This window comes from Paenibacillus durus (assembly GCF_000756615.1).
GTDB lineage: Bacteria > Bacillota > Bacilli > Paenibacillales > Paenibacillaceae > Paenibacillus_AQ > Paenibacillus_AQ durus.
Genome location: NZ_CP009288.1, coordinates 4,830,747 through 4,845,798 on the forward strand (window position 1 = coordinate 4,830,747; position 15,052 = coordinate 4,845,798).

General features: G+C 55.4%; 13 protein-coding genes. 4 read left to right on the forward strand and 9 right to left on the reverse strand.

From position 1 onward, the window contains the following. Positions 1-35 precede the first annotated feature (35 nt). Positions 36-347, reverse strand: a complete 312-nt coding sequence (locus PDUR_RS29255) for a helix-hairpin-helix domain-containing protein (protein ID WP_407944245.1) — start codon at positions 345-347, stop codon at positions 36-38. A 223-nt stretch (positions 348-570) separates the two neighbouring features. Between PDUR_RS29255 and PDUR_RS21000 the strand changes: the two genes are divergently transcribed. Further along, positions 571-1,083, forward strand: a complete 513-nt coding sequence (locus PDUR_RS21000) for a cysteine protease YraA (protein ID WP_042208052.1) — start codon at positions 571-573, stop codon at positions 1,081-1,083. Between the two features lie 60 nt (positions 1,084-1,143). Beyond that, positions 1,144-2,577, forward strand: a complete 1,434-nt coding sequence (locus PDUR_RS21005) for an MFS transporter (protein ID WP_052410332.1) — start codon at positions 1,144-1,146, stop codon at positions 2,575-2,577. A gap of 149 nt (positions 2,578-2,726) precedes the next feature. On the opposite strand, the gene PDUR_RS21010 is transcribed toward PDUR_RS21005, so the two are convergent. From PDUR_RS21010 to PDUR_RS21035, 6 genes are all read right to left on the reverse strand, one after another. Then, on the reverse strand, positions 2,727-3,668 hold the full coding sequence (locus PDUR_RS21010; protein WP_052410333.1) for a metallophosphoesterase: 942 nt from the start codon (positions 3,666-3,668) through the stop codon (positions 2,727-2,729). Between the two features lie 105 nt (positions 3,669-3,773). Continuing rightward, the gene (locus tag PDUR_RS21015; RefSeq protein ID WP_042208053.1) at positions 3,774-4,463 is read right to left on the reverse strand and encodes a DUF3891 family protein; all 690 of its coding nucleotides are present in this window, start codon (positions 4,461-4,463) and stop codon (positions 3,774-3,776) included. A 168-nt stretch (positions 4,464-4,631) separates the two neighbouring features. Then, the gene (locus PDUR_RS21020) at positions 4,632-5,492 is read right to left on the reverse strand and encodes an MBL fold metallo-hydrolase (protein ID WP_042208054.1); all 861 of its coding nucleotides are present in this window, start codon (positions 5,490-5,492) and stop codon (positions 4,632-4,634) included. Between the two features lie 455 nt (positions 5,493-5,947). Next, positions 5,948-6,712 (reverse strand): succinate dehydrogenase iron-sulfur subunit, encoded by a 765-nt coding sequence (gene sdhB / locus PDUR_RS21025; RefSeq protein ID WP_042208055.1) that lies wholly within the window; start codon positions 6,710-6,712, stop codon positions 5,948-5,950. Between the two features lie 106 nt (positions 6,713-6,818). Next, entirely contained in the window at positions 6,819-8,564 is a 1,746-nt protein-coding gene (sdhA, locus tag PDUR_RS21030) for a succinate dehydrogenase flavoprotein subunit (RefSeq protein WP_042208056.1), read from the reverse strand. Between the two features lie 15 nt (positions 8,565-8,579). Continuing rightward, on the reverse strand, positions 8,580-9,248 hold the full coding sequence (locus PDUR_RS21035; protein WP_042209576.1) for a succinate dehydrogenase cytochrome b558 subunit: 669 nt from the start codon (positions 9,246-9,248) through the stop codon (positions 8,580-8,582). Positions 9,249-9,557: 309 nt separating this feature from the next. Between PDUR_RS21035 and PDUR_RS21040 the strand changes: the two genes are divergently transcribed. Together PDUR_RS21040 and thrS are read left to right on the forward strand one after the other, a co-directional pair. Next, entirely contained in the window at positions 9,558-10,466 is a 909-nt protein-coding gene (locus PDUR_RS21040) for a LysR family transcriptional regulator (RefSeq protein ID WP_042208057.1), read from the forward strand. Positions 10,467-10,873: 407 nt separating this feature from the next. Further along, positions 10,874-12,787: a threonine--tRNA ligase gene (thrS, locus tag PDUR_RS21045; RefSeq protein WP_042208058.1), complete on the forward strand. Its 1,914-nt coding sequence runs from the start codon at positions 10,874-10,876 to the stop codon at positions 12,785-12,787. A gap of 204 nt (positions 12,788-12,991) precedes the next feature. Here the strand turns inward: thrS and PDUR_RS21050 are convergent, their stop codons facing one another. Beyond that, positions 12,992-13,672 carry a potassium channel family protein gene (locus PDUR_RS21050; RefSeq protein WP_042208059.1) on the reverse strand — a complete coding sequence of 227 codons (681 nt, stop codon included), beginning with the start codon at positions 13,670-13,672 and terminating at the stop codon, positions 12,992-12,994. A gap of 13 nt (positions 13,673-13,685) precedes the next feature. Then, entirely contained in the window at positions 13,686-15,044 is a 1,359-nt protein-coding gene (locus PDUR_RS21055) for a TrkH family potassium uptake protein (RefSeq protein WP_042209577.1), read from the reverse strand. Between the last annotated feature and the right edge of the window lie 8 nt (positions 15,045-15,052).

The window sequence follows — 15,052 nt, forward strand, 5'->3', positions numbered from 1 at the left end:
GGAGACTTTAACAGGTCCCGGCTGCCGCTATTTTTTTACCCCTGCTTCCCATCCCCATCCCCATCCCCATCCCCATCCCTATCCCTATCCCTATCCCTATCCCTATCCCTATCCCTATCCCTATCCCCATCCCCATCCGCAAAATTCAAACCTTTGTCCGCCATTGCGCGCCGCAGTTGATCCAGCGCTTTCGGCCCCATTCCATGCAGTTTCAGAAGCTCCGCTTCGCCCGCCTCCGTCAGCTGCTCCAAAGTCAAATATCCGGCCCCCTGAAGCGCGCGTTTAGCCGGTTTGCTCAGTTTTTCGGGAAGACCGCTTTGAGTACCGGCCATATCTTTTCCCTCCATCTGATCCCTCCTTTCTCTGTACGTCCATTATACCCCTTCCACTGAGGATGATTATCGAATCAGTGCGACCTGCGGCAGAATTATTCCCCGCTGAAGTTACCCTAAACAAGGACATGTTCGGCTGAAGCGCATTGACAAGACGGCAAAAGCGAAATAAAATTGGTAACACCAATATTGGTAATACCAATTATTATTTTTATAACAAAGAATAGGAGGAAGCATTATGGGTAAAAAAATTGCGGTTATCGTAACGGATTTGTTCGAGGATGTGGAGCTTACAAGTCCGCAAGAAGCGTTCGAGGCGGCCGGTCACGAGGTTGTACCTATCGAATGGGAAGCGGGAAAAGAGGTTACGGGCAAGCACGGAGCCAAGGTAGCTATTGCCCGGCCGATCGGAGAGGCGAACGCTGCAGATTTCGATGCACTGCTAATTCCGGGAGGATTCTCACCGGACTTGCTGCGTGCGGATGACCGGTTCGGTCAGTTTGCGAAGGCTTTTGTACAGGAGGAAAAACCAGTATTTGCGATTTGCCACGGACCCCAGGTGCTGATTGATACGGAGCTTCTTAAAGGTATTGACATTACTGGCTATCGTTCGATTCGCAATGACCTGAAAAATGCAGGCGCGAACTACAAAGATGAAGAAGTGGTTGTCAGCCGGAGTATTGTAACAAGCCGCACGCCGGATGATCTGCCCGCCTTCAACAGAGAATCTCTGAACCTGCTGGGCCGGTAATGCCGGTATGCATTCAGAATGGATTGACCCCGGTCTTCTTCGCAAGAGGGGGACCGCCTTGTGATTACTCCTAAACTCCGCAACACCGCTTTGCTTGTCGCCGGTTGTTATTTTATGGAGAATCTGGACAGCACCATCGTTACTACGGCAGTTCCCGCGATGAGCCGGGCACTTCATGTCTCTTCGGCCCAAATGGGGCTGATTGTCACCGCTTATATGGTCACTTTGGCCGTGTTCATCCCGATCAGCGGCTGGCTTGCCGAGAAGTTCGGGACCCGGCCTGTGTTTCTGTCGGCCATCGCGATCTTTACACTGGCTTCGATTGCCTGCGCTTTGTCACCGAGCCTGGAGGCGCTTGTCGCTGCGCGGGTACTGCAAGGATTCGGGGGCGCGATGATGGTTCCGGTCGGACGGGTGGTTGTGATCAAGCATACGGAAAAACGCGATCTGCTGAAAATCATGTCTTACCTCGTCTGGCCCGGGCTGATCTCGCCTGCCATCGCACCGCTTGCGGGCGGACTCATCATCACTTACGCCTCGTGGGAATATCTGTTTCTGATCAACATTCCTCTTGACATTGCCGGATTTATCGCCGCCTGGAAGCTGATCGGCGATGCCGCCGAAGCGCCGCCGTCCAAGCTGGACGTAACCGGAGTGGTGCTGACGGGAATCGGGGTAGGCGGATTGACTTACGCGGCCCATGTACTCGCGGACTCCGGGGCCCCCTGGAGCCGAGGGCTGCTGTTAACAGCGGTCTTCCTTGTCACCGCCGCTGCCGCCATAAGATATCTGCTGACCGCCTCCAACCCGATTGTAGAGCTTAGGATTCTGAAAATCCCGACCTTTCGTGCTTCTCAATTCGGCAGTTCCATGTACTGGATGATGGTCGGTGCCGCGCCTTTTATGCTGACGCTACTGTTTCAGAACGTCTTCGGTTGGAGCCCTACGCTGGCGGGGGGCATTGTGCTGTTCATCTTTGTCGGAAACATCGGCATCAAGCCGGCGACGACCTTCCTGCTGAACCGGTTCGGCTTTCGCCGCGTTCTGATCGTCTCGACGTCAATCGGCGCTCTGACCATGATTCTGAGCGGACTGATCACTCCGGCTGTTCCGATTGTGCTTATCGCCTTGCTCACGCTGGTCAGCGGTATTGTCCGTTCCACGGCGCTAACGGCTTATTCCACGATGGCATACAGCGATATTTCGCCGGAGAACACGCGCCATGCCAATGCGCTGGCGGCGACCACGCAGAATCTTGCCGCCGCCTTCGGCATTGCCTCGACAACGGTGGCGCTGCGCGCCGGGGAGCCGATCGCGCATTTTGTGACCGGCTCTTCCAGCGTCTCGGGGCCTTATACGGTCTCCTTCTTCATCCTGGGCATCATCGCTTCATTTGCGGCGCTGGGGGCGGTACGGCTGGACCCAAGCGCCGGCAACGCCTTGCGGCGGAAGCAGCCCCAAGTAAGTCTGAATAATCAAAGAAGAAGCGGCTAAGCCTATACAAAAAAAATGGACCCGATTTCTCGGGTCCCAAGAATCTATATTCTCAAAAGGGGGTCATGTATACAGTTTACCCCATCACTGTTAGAGTTTGATAACGGTATTATTTCATTTGTGTAACAAGATTTGACCGGGTATGGCTGCTATCCTTCCACCTGGCGCAGTGTAAATACCGTAAGCTCTGGCCGGCACATGAACCGGAATGGCATGTAAGTCTCGCCAAAGCCCCGGTTGACATACAGCTTCATCCTCTGATCCCCAACCGTGTATAAGCCGCTGACATACTTAACCGACCCGTCCGGCAAAAAGGGAGCACCCATAAACGGAACGCGAATCTGTCCCCCATGGCTGTGGCCGGACAGCTGGAGCTGAATGGAATACTCCTGCACAAAATCCGCATAATCCGGCTCATGCATGAGCAGCACCGTGAATGTGCCCGGCGGAATGCCGCCCATCGCCGCCTTGGGGTCAGGGCCTGGGCTATTGATCAGATAATCCTCCATTCCTGCGACTGCGATGGATTCATCCCCTCTTCGGATAAGGACATGCCTGTTGCGCAGCACTGTGAACCCCGCAGCCTCCAGCAGACCGACCAGTTGCTCGGCATGCTTGTAATCATGATTCCCAAGGACCGCAAATTTGCCTAGCGGAGCAGTCAGACCGGCAAACAGAGGAACGGAATCCTCCAAATCCTCCGGATAGCTGTCGACAATATCGCCGCTGAAGCAGATGAGGTCCGGTTCCGCTTCCCGGATATGGCGTATCAGCCGCTTAACATCCCCGGCATCCTTGTTAAAGCCAAGATGCACATCGCTGAAATGGACAAGCTTCAGTCCTGAGAACGAAGCGGGGAGCTCCTTCCACTCCAGCGTCAGGTTGTTTATTTCCAACCAACTTGGCTCTCCCTTCCAGCTGTAACCGCCGGTCAACAGCCCCGCACCGATTAACGCCGCCGCTCCTCGGGCCAGAAACTGGCGGCGCGTTATTTTTTTGCCGCCAGTGCCGGTGGAAGGCAATTCGGCCAAATTGCCATGTCCGCCGCCTGTGGCGGATACTCTAGATTTATTCTGCGACGGTTCGTTCATTGGCCGCCCCTCCTTTCGCACCCGATTCCTTCTATGACCAAACTCCCTTGAAGGCTTATTTCACCTCGTCCTGCTCCGTGTACGTCAGGCTCTAGATCCTTTAGGTCACTTCAGTTCCCCTTCGGCTAGAGTAATGGTTATCGCCGTTTCCGGCGTATCGCTGTATTCCGCCGCAAGCCCCCGGGAGACCGCTCCGCTTCGGGGCACCCGCCGCACCGGCAGCGTCACTTCAAATGATTCGGTGAACGGATAGGGATCAAGCAGCAGCGTCGTTCCCCGCCACTCCGCTGTAATAACCCGTCCGCCGGTAAAATCGAATTCCCCGGTGCTCGAGAAGCCATTCTTCCACCACGGATGTTCCTGGGACTTGGGCGTTCCCGGTTCATTCAATCCGATATAAAGCGACAGATCGTCGCAGAACTGCAGCAGCCGGCTGTCGTAATATAGCTCCGCCTCGAAGGTAGCCGCTCCGGACGATTCCAGTTCGCGGTGAATCCGGGAACGGCGCTCCTCCTGGAGGTACAATGTCAGCTCAGGGCTGCTCTCGCCGGATATTTCGATCAGGCGTTCAAAATGCAGGCTGCACAGCAGCGCTCCGTAAGGGGTCACTGCCTCGATTTCGTCCAGATCAATCCACCCCCAGTCATGATTGCCTATCGCATACAGCACTTCATCCAGCCTGCGCTTCCGGGGAACCTGCTCTATGCGGAAACGCGCTGCAAATTCCCCGGCCAGCAGCCCGTGGTCATGCTGCTTGATCATGACAAACTTCTCATCCTGCTCCCGACAAATCACCGATATACCTCCCGATAGATTCCATTTTCATGCATAGTTACGGAGATTATACCATATTTGCCTGGGCGATTTGGAATCGGTGGAAGCGGAACAATCGGCGAAGAATAGACCGGCTGGGCATCGCGTCGCCTAGGCTAAGGATACAGACTTCGTCTTTGCCCCTTCCGCTCACACCGGTTCCAAACCTGCCATGAAATAGTCCAGGCCCTGAAGCAGATCTTTGGGCAGTTGATCCGACTTCAAAAAGTCCTTCATCTCCCGTATCACCCGTTCCCGGTCATGGCCGAACCGTTCCACGACCTGGGCCAGCTCCCCCCAACCTTCCAAATCTCTGCGGAACTCTTCCCCGCTCATCGGGACCCCATGCGATTCCACAATCCAGTGCGCGTTATACCCGTATGCGGTAGACAGCAGCTTCAAAAAGGCGGCGCTGGTATACTTGCGCGGACCGCCGTACACGGAAGGTCCTAGCGCATCGCCCAGAAACAGCACCCGATCCTCCCGGACATGCAAAATGCAGCTGTCGGCGGAATGATCCCCTCCCACATGCACCAATTCGCAGACAACGCCGCCGAGATCAAACTCGATCCGGTCCCGGAACCGAATATCCGGCTCAGTGATGCGGATGTCGCGGCCGCTGCCGAACTCCTTGCGAATGTCGGTGGCGCTCTCTTCGCTGATGATCCCGTCCGAGATCAAACTCAAGAGACAGCCGTCCGACCAGTCCAGCTCCCGGAGCAAAGACAGCGCCCGGGCGGTTTCCTCATGGGCCGCTGCCGGAATCCCCCAGGCCTGCATGCCAAAGGTATGGTCCCAGTGCCAGTGGGTCAGCGCCATAATTTCCGGCAGGCGGACCCCGCGCCGCTTAAGCTCCCTGCGGAACAGCTCCGCATGCGCCGGCGAATTGCCGGCATCCATGAGCAGCGTTCGCCGCTCTCCTGTTATAGCCGCAAGGATGGGGCGGTCTGTTTCATGCTCGGCATGCATGATGATGACATGCGGGCTTAACTGTTGATAATGGTGGGTCATGTTCAGCTCCCCTTTTTCGCGTACAATCAAAAACAGAATTGGCGTACAGTGATCACTCTAAATTAGATGCGCTAATCAGGCTTTGGATGGATGGAACGGAAATTCTCCCGCTTATTTTTCAAAAAGAGGGATTGGTTAGGGTCCAGACTGGAAAATCTCCATCTTAATCCGGCAATTTGGTTGGAGAAAAAGAAAATACGGACAATATGGCGGAGGTTTTCCCGTTTAACGTCTCAAGTCTTGTTTTTTACGAAATTAAGATGGAGGTTTTTCCGTTTATACCAGTGCCTGAACAAATAATCGAGTGCTGGCATCATCCAAATTCCAGGCATTAAGCGCATAATACCTCCATGTTGTATCAAATCGGTCTTTTATTCAAGGTAAAAGAATAGGCCGCCGCCGGATCGTTATCCGGCAGTGGCCCGCTGCAGAGGGTCGAACATGTGCTATGAATGTTACACGCCCAGCCACCGCTTGAACATATGCTTCGTCGTCTGCTTGTTGATTTCGGCGATGGAGGTCGTAAGCGGGATGCCTTTCGGGCAGGCCCGGACACAGTTCTGCGAGTTGCCGCAGCCTTCGATGCCGCCATCCGTCATCAGCGCCTCCAGCCGTTCGTCGGCGTTCATCTCACCCGTCGGATGGGCGTTGAACAGGCGGACCTGCGAAATAGCCGCCGGACCAATAAAGTCGGTCTTCGCGTTAACATTCGGGCAGGCCTCCAGGCAGACGCCGCAGGTCATGCATTTGGACAGTTCGTAGGCCCACTGCCGCTTTTTCTCGGCCATGCGCGGACCCGGACCGAGGTCGTACGTTCCGTCGATCGGAATCCAGGCTTTTACCTTTTTAAGCGCGTTAAACATCCGGGTACGGTCGATGACGAGGTCGCGAACAACCGGGAAGGTACTCATCGGCTCGACGCGGATCGGCTGCTCCAGATTGTCGATCAGGGCTGCGCAGGCCTGGCGCGGTTTGCCGTTGATGACCATGGAGCAGGCGCCGCATACCTCCTCCAGGCAGTTCGATTCCCAGCAGACGGGAACTGTGGTGTCGCCCTTGGCGTTGACCGGATTGCGCTGAATTTCCATCAGGGCGCTGATGACGTTCATCCCCGGACGGTAGGGAAGATTGAATTCCTCCGTGTAGGGCGCGCTCTGCGGATCGTCCTGGCGGGTGATGATAAATTTCACGTTTTTGGTAGCTGCCGCTGTTTCCGCCATAGTTACCCCTCCTAAAAGTTTTGATAGCATAAGCTGCTATGAATCACTTCGCAAAACTGGCTTCGGAAGCGTGGACTTCGTTTGGATCGCATCGGCGCAGGGCCGGTTATTTTTCCTTGGAGTAGTCGCGGACCCGCGGAGGAATCAGCGACACATCGACGTCTTCGTACGCAATCCTCGGCCCGTCCGGTGTCCAGGATGCCTTGGTCGTCTTCAGGAACTCTTCGTCATTGCGCTTCGGAAATTCCGGTTTATAATGCGCGCCCCGGCTTTCGTTGCGCAGCAGCGCGCCCAGCGTCATCGCCTCCGCCAGCTCCAGCATGTTCCACAGCTGACGGGTAAAGGCGACGCCCTGATTGTTCCAGCGTGAGGTGTCGCTCATGTTGATGTTAGAGTAGCGCTCCTTCAGTTCCTTGATTTTACCTATGGTCGCCTCAAGCTTCACGTTATGACGGACCACCGTCATGTTGGCGGTCATCCACTCGCCCAGCTCCTTATGGAGGACATAGGCGTTCTCCATGCCGCTCATGCCAAGCAGCGATTCGTATTTGTCTTGCTGCACACCCCGGGAACCGTCGAATACGGAAGAGGATACGTCCTGCACCGATTTTTTAAGCCCCTTAATATATTCCACAGCCTTTGGCCCCGACACCATGCCGCCGAAAATGGCCGACACCAGCGAGTTTGCGCCCAGCCGGTTAGCTCCGTGATATTGGTATTCGCATTCGCCCGCCGCAAACAGGCCGGGAATATTCGTCATCTGGTTGTAATCCACCCACATGCCGCCCATGGAGTAGTGGACCGCGGGGAAGATTTTCATCGGGATTTTGCGCGGATCGTCGCCCATGAATTTCTCGTAAATCTCGATGATGCCTCCGAGCTTGACGTCCAGCTCCTTCGGATCTTTATGCGACAGGTCCAGATAGACCATGTTCTCGCCGTTAATGCCGAGCCCCTGATCGACGCAGACGTTGAAGATTTCGCGGGTGGCGATATCGCGCGGCACCAGGTTGCCGTAGGCCGGATATTTTTCCTCAAGGAAGTACCACGGCTTGCCGTCCTTATAAGTCCAAATGCGTCCCCCTTCGCCGCGCGCCGATTCGCTCATCAGCCGCAGTTTGTCGTCGCCCGGAATGGCCGTTGGATGAATCTGGATGAACTCCCCATTCGCGTAATGTACGCCCTGCTGGTACACGGCGCTTGCGGCCGTCCCAGTGTTGATGACCGAGTTGGTCGTCTTGCCGAAAATAATCCCCGGACCGCCGCTCGCCAGAATGACCGCGTCCGCCGGGAACGTCTCAATTGCCATCGTGCGCAAATCCTGGGCGCAGATGCCGCGGCAGACACCTTCGTCGTCGATCACAGCGGAGAGAAATTCCCAGTTCTCATGCTTCGTTACAAAGCCTTCGACCTCCCAGCGGCGCACCTGCTCATCAAGCGCGTACAAGAGCTGCTGACCCGTCGTTGCGCCCGCATAGGCGGTGCGGTGATGCTTCGTGCCGCCAAACCGGCGGAAGTCGAGCAGTCCCTCCGGCGTGCGGTTGAACATGACGCCCATACGGTCCATGAGGTGGATAATGCCGGGAGCCGCCTCGCACATCGCCTTGACCGGAGGCTGGTTAGCGAGAAAATCCCCGCCATATACGGTGTCGTCAAAATGCACCCACGGCGAGTCGCCTTCGCCCTTCGTGTTGACGGCGCCGTTGATGCCGCCCTGTGCGCAGACCGAGTGCGATCTTTTGACCGGAACGAGCGAGAACAGATGCACATGAACGCCGGCCTCCGCCGCCTTGATGGTAGCCATCAGGCCGGCCAAGCCGCCGCCCACGATAATGATATCGGCTGTTGCCATGACAGGTTCACTCCCTTATTGGATGACAGTATTTACGGTTTGGACAATAGCCTCAGCGGTCTTGAATTCGCTGTCACGGAACGTGACGAGCGACAGCAGGAACATGAACGTCACCAGGACAAACAGGCCCATGCATATATAGGACGATACCCGCTGCGAACGGGGACCGATCGTGATGCCCCAACTTACAAGGAAAGACCACAGCCCATTGGCAAAATGGAAGCAGGCCGCAACGATGCCGACGATATAGAAGGCAAGCCACCACGGCTGTGTAACGATATCATGCATCACTCCGCCGAGCTCTTCATGCGTAACGTTGCCGAGCGCCACCTGCACCCGGGTTTCGTACAAATGCCACACGATAAAAATAAAAGTGACGATACCGCTGACCCGCTGAAGCGTATAACGCCAGTTGCGTTCAACATTGTAGCGGTTCAGGTTCGGCTTCGACTGATAGGCGATATACAGCCCGTAGACACCATGGTACAGCAGGGGAAGCCAGATGAACAATAATTCCAGGAAGAAGACGAGCGGCAGGCTGTTCAGCCACAGCACACTGTCTTTGAAGCCGGCAGCACCCTTCTCCACCGCCGAGAAATTCGTCAGCATGTGCTCGATGAAAAAGAACGCGAGCGGAATTACACCGAGCAAGGAATGAATCTTTCTGGAGTAGAAGCCTCTCATATTGCCGTGTCCCCTTTCCGAATAAAACAGCGTTTTCATTAATGAGCATACACCTTCGGGCCGGTAGTTGAAACAGGGAATTGACGGCCCGTTCGGGCCGAATAACCTTTTCTTTTTCACCGCTTCGCTCCTGATAAGGCTTTGCTTCATTTTTTACAAATTGTGAATATCTTGTGTCACTTTGTATGTTACTCTTTTTCAGCTTATAAGGGAATTGCAATCTAATTATTATACGTTATAAAATATTTGCATAAGTCCCTGGAAAAAGGGAGATTTGTCCGATCATGAGCAGCCGGAAGGAGTGCAGCGATGTTTGACGACCTTGATATTTTTGCCGTTGTTGTAGAGCAGTCCAGCCTCAACCGCGCTTCCCGTCAACTAAATTTGTCACAGCCTGCCCTCTCGCGCAAAATCTCCAAACTGGAGGAGCGGCTCGGTGTCACACTGTTTAACCGCTATGGCAAAAGGCTCGAGCTGACCGAGGTCGGGCGGCTGGCATATACCTATGCTCTGGAGCAGCGGCAGCAGCGCTTTAAATTCCTGGAGGCGATCGCCAGATTCAAACAGGGCGAGCCGCTGTCCGTTACGCTGGGAGCCAGTCTGACTACGATTCAGACCACTTTGCCGCCTCTCGTAAACGCATACATGGAGAAATATCCCGCCGCCGAGTTGAAGCTGATTACAGGCAAGACACATGAGATCGTTACCTCGGTTCAGGAAGGACGGTCGGAGGTCGGCCTGATCGCTTCCGCCACTGCGGAATCCGGCCTGCGCTGCATTTCGTTGTTCGACGACCAGTTGCGGCTCGTCATCACAGAACATCACCCGCTCGCCGGGCTGCCCAGGCTTGAGATGGAGCATCTGACGGGTCTGCCGATGATCCTGTTCTCCAAGGGAACCTGGTACCGCCGCATGACGGACGACCTGTTCCAGCGCAGCGGCGTGCAGCCGGATATCCGTATGGAGATCGACTCTTTCGAGGCGATTATCCGGCTGCTCCCAACGATCAAGGCGGCGGCGCTGCTGCCCAATTCCTATCTTCGGCCGGAGCTGCTGTCGGGAGGGGGACTTGTCTCCCTGCATATCAAGGAGCTGGAACTGACCCAGCGGACCACCTGTCTGATATACCGCGATACCGGTGATTTAAGCGCGGCGGCGCGGAGTCTGGTGCGAGTGACGGAAGAAGTGTTTCATGAGGGAAGGCCGGCCGCTCTTTAAATTTATGCTTGACTTGACCTTAAAACCTGGGGTAATGTAATATCCATCCAATTTAACATCCCATCAGGCAATGACCAAAGACATGATTTCCTTCACGGGCCGTCCAGAGAGAGAAGCTCAGGCTGAAAGCTTCTTCGGCAACCGGATGCGTAAATTACCCCTTTGCAGCCGTGACGCTGAACCCATGAACCGACAGCTTAGGTTTCACGGCAGTATGCGGCACCGCATTATCCCCGTTACCGGATACCAATGAGGACTTGCAGCGGCAGTGTCCGGCAGTAGCCGGAGCGAAGCGCGCCGCAGGTCGAATCAGGGTGGAACCACGAGCTTAAACGCACTCGTCCCTTTGTGGATGAGCTGCGTTTTTTGTGTTTTCCCAAAATAATCGAGAAATGGAGGCTGGACAGATGGAAATCAAAGTAACTTTACCGGATGGCGCAATAAGGAGGTACCCGCAAGGCACGACAATTGAACAAGTGGCGGGGTCCATCAGTACGGGACTGAAAAAACAGGCCGTAGCAGGATTGCTCAACGGGAAGCCAGCGGATCTGAGTGAACCGATCGATCATGACAGCCTCCTGCGGCTGGTTATGCTGGACAGCACAGCAGGAATGGAAATCTACAGACACACCGCAGCGCATATTATGGCCCAGGCCATTAAACGCATATACGGCCCCCAAGCGGTCAAGCTCGGTATCGGGCCGGTGATCGAAGATGGATTCTATTACGACGTCGATATAGAGAAGCCGCTGACTGACAGCGATCTTGCGGCAATCGAGCAAGAGATGGAGAACGTGATCAAAGAGGATCTCCCCATCGTACACCGGGTTGTCAGCCGCGACGAAGCCGTTCGCATATTCGAAGAGCTCGATGAGCCGCTCAAGCTGGAATTGATCGCGGATCTGCCCCAGGATGCTGTTATCAGCATCTACGAGCAGGGCGAATTCTCCGATCTGTGCCGCGGGCCCCATCTTCCGTCGACAGGCCGTATCAAGGCATTCAAGCTGCTAAGCGTGGCGGGGGCTTACTGGCGGGGAGACTCCGGCAATAAGATGCTTCAGCGCATTTACGGAACCGCGTTTCCGAAAAAATCGCAGCTGGATGAGCATCTGCTGTTCCTTGAGGAAGCCAAAAAGCGCGACCACCGCAAGCTCGGAAAGGAGCTCGAACTGTTCATGTTCTCCGAGGAAGCGCCGGGAATGCCTTTTTATCTGCCGAACGGGATGACGATTCGTAACGAGCTGGAGAATTTTGCGCGGGAATTGCAAATACAGCGGGGCTATAACGAAGTGCGCACGCCGCTGATGATGAATAACCGGCTGTGGGAGCAGTCCGGGCATTGGGATCACTACAAGGACAATATGTATTTTACCAATGTGGATGAAACAAAATATGCCCTCAAACCGATGAACTGCCCGGGCCATATGCTTGTTTACAAGAATAATCTGCATTCCTACCGTGAACTGCCCATCCGGCTGTCGGAATTCGGACAGGTGCACCGCCATGAGCTGTCCGGAGCGCTCGGCGGGATGATGCGGGTCCGCACCTTCTGCCAGGATGACGCGCACCTGTTCGTGCTGCCGGAGCAGATCGAGGAGGAGATTGGCCGCATCATAGAAATGATCGACCATATTTACCAGGTCTTCGGCTTCCAGTACACTGTCGAGCTGTCGACGCGGCCGGAAGATTCCATGGGCTCCGAAGAGCTGTGGAACGAAGCGGAACAGGCTTTGCGAAAGTGTCTGGAGGCCAGCGGCATTCCATACCGCCTGAATGAAGGAGACGGGGCATTCTACGGTCCGAAGATTGATTTTCATATCCTCGACGCGCTGAAACGGAGCTGGCAGTGCGGGACCATCCAGCTTGATTTCCAGATGCCTGAGAAATTCGATCTCTCCTATATCGGTGAAGATAGCCAGAAGCATCGTCCGGTCGTCATCCACCGCGCCGTGTACGGGTCGCTTGACCGGTTCATGGGAATTATCACCGAGCATTACGCAGGTGCCTTCCCGCTCTGGCTAGCGCCGGTTCAGGCCAAGATTCTGCCTGTTTCGGAGAAGTTTAGCGGATATGCCTGCGAGGTGAAGAAGTCGCTGGAAGACGCCGGTATCCGCGCCGACATGGACCTTAGAGACGAGAAGCTGGGCTACAAAATCCGCGAAGCCCAGCTGCAAAGAACGCCGTATATGCTCATTCTCGGCGAGAACGAGTTGTCCTCCGGCAATGTGTCCGTGAGAAAACGGGGCGAAGGCGATCTCGGTTCCCGAAGCCTGGCGGAGTTGATTGGACAGATGACCGAAGAAATCCGCGATAAACAATAAAGCGGATCTGCGGCTCCGGCGCTAACATGCGAGAAAAAGACTCTCTTTCGGCCTGCCATCGGCCTTAGAGAGTCTTTCTCATCGGTTTGTCTGCTGAGAATAGGTCAGCATGGGGATTTCCGGAGGAAATGGAGAACGAGCACCAGACTGATTAATTCCGGCAGGGCTGGCTCACTGTGCTTTTGTCAGCCGCTAAATGGACGATCAGGCCTCGGCTTCCTCGCGGTTCACCGCTTCCTCCTCAAATTGGTCGATGCTCTCGTTGGAGCCGATCACAACCATGATATCTCCCTCATTGACATGGTCATGAGAGGTCGGAGCGACGATAACCCCGCCCCCTCGGTTAAGCGCAATGATGCTGCAGCCATACTTGGCGCGGGTATTGATCTCGGCGAGACTTTTGCCGTCCATGCAGGATGGAACGGTCAGCTCGACGATTTTGTATTCCTTGGACAGCTCGATGTAATCGAGCAGATGCGGAGTCACCAACTGATGCGCTACACGGACCCCCATATCCCGCTCCGGAAAAATGACCCGGTCCACTCCCAGCTTCTCCAAAGCGCGTCCGTGCAGGATGGAGATCGCCTTTGCTACCACCATTTTGACACCCAATTCTTTCAGGAGGATGGCGGTAAGGATGCTGCGCTCCATATTGTCTCCAATTGCCACGATGCCGCAGTCCAGGTTCCGAACGCCCAGCGACCGCATCACACCCTCGTCCGTAGCGTCCGCCATGACTGCATGCGTCAGCTTGTCGGTCATCTCCTCCACCCGTTCCTCGTTGTGGTCGATACCGAGCACCTCATACCCCATTGCCATCAGTTCAAGCGCCAGACTGGCTCCAAAGCGGCCAAGGCCGATGATTACAAATTGCTGTGCTTTCATTCCCGTTATCCCCTTATCCGATAATCATTTTGCCTTCCGGGTAACGATACAATTCCTTGCCCTTTTTCGGTCCCAGCGCATAGGCCAGCGTCAATACGCCAAGCCTGCCGGCGAACATAGTGAGACAGATAAGGATTTTGCCTACCACGGACAGATCCGGCGTAACCCCCAGACTGAGCCCCACCGTAGCAAAGGCCGATGTCGTCTCGAACAGCAGATTCAAAAAGGGCTCCTCCTCCGTAGTCGACAGCACCATCGAGACAGCGACGATCAGCAGCAGGGCCAGCAGGGTAATCGTCAGCGCCTTGAACACCCGTTCCTGGGCAAGACGGTAGCGGAACAGCACGATATCATTTCTGCCGCGCAGCATTGCAATCACCGCGCCGATCATAATTGTAAACGTAGTCGTCTTGATACCGCCCCCTGTTGAGCCGGGAGAAGCTCCGATGAACATCAGAATAACAATAAAAAACTGCGAGGCCTGCCTAAGACCCGGCATATCCAGCGTGTTGGCGCCGGCCGTTCGCGGGGTGACGGATTGGAAGAGGGCTCCCCATATTTTTCCGCCCCAGCCGAGCGAGCCCAAGGTACGCGGATTCGTAAACTCGAATATAAAAAGAACAACGGCGCCCGTCACGATCAGCGCGGCGGTCATGGACAGTACAACCTTGCTGTGCAGCGAGAGCTTGCGTTTACGCGGGTAGTCCATAATGTCCGACATAACGATAAAGCCGATGCCGCCGGAGACGATCAGGAACATGACCACTATGTTCACAACCGGGTCATCAGCGTAGCCGGTCAGACTGCGATACCCGCCGAACAGATCGAAGCCCGCGTTGTTAAACATCGAGACGGCATGGAATACCCCGAAGAAAGCGGCGCGTCCAAGCGGCATATCAAAAGCCCAGCGGACCGTAAGGAGCAGCGCGCCGCAGGCTTCGATAACCAGCGAATAGATCAGGACGCTGCGGATCAGCCGGACGATGCCTTCCATGGTGCTCTGATTCATCGCTTCCTGCAGCACCAGCCGCTCCCGCAGGGAGATGCGCCGGCGGAATACCAGAGCGAACAAGGTCGCCATCGACATGAAGCCTAGGCCGCCGACCTGAATCAGCAGCATGAGGACAACTTGTCCGAAGGCCGAGAAGAACGTCCCCGTATCATGCACGACCAATCCGGTAACGCAGGTAGCCGATGTGGACGTAAATACCGCATCCAGAAACGCGATTGTGTTCCCCGGGGCCAGCGAGACCGGCAGCATGAGCAGAAGGGCGCCGATCAATATGATGACGGCAAAGCCGATCACCAGTATTTGGGGCGGAGACAGCTTCAGCCAGCGATACTCGGAAACCTTTGATGTTTGTGAAGCCATATCCGTCA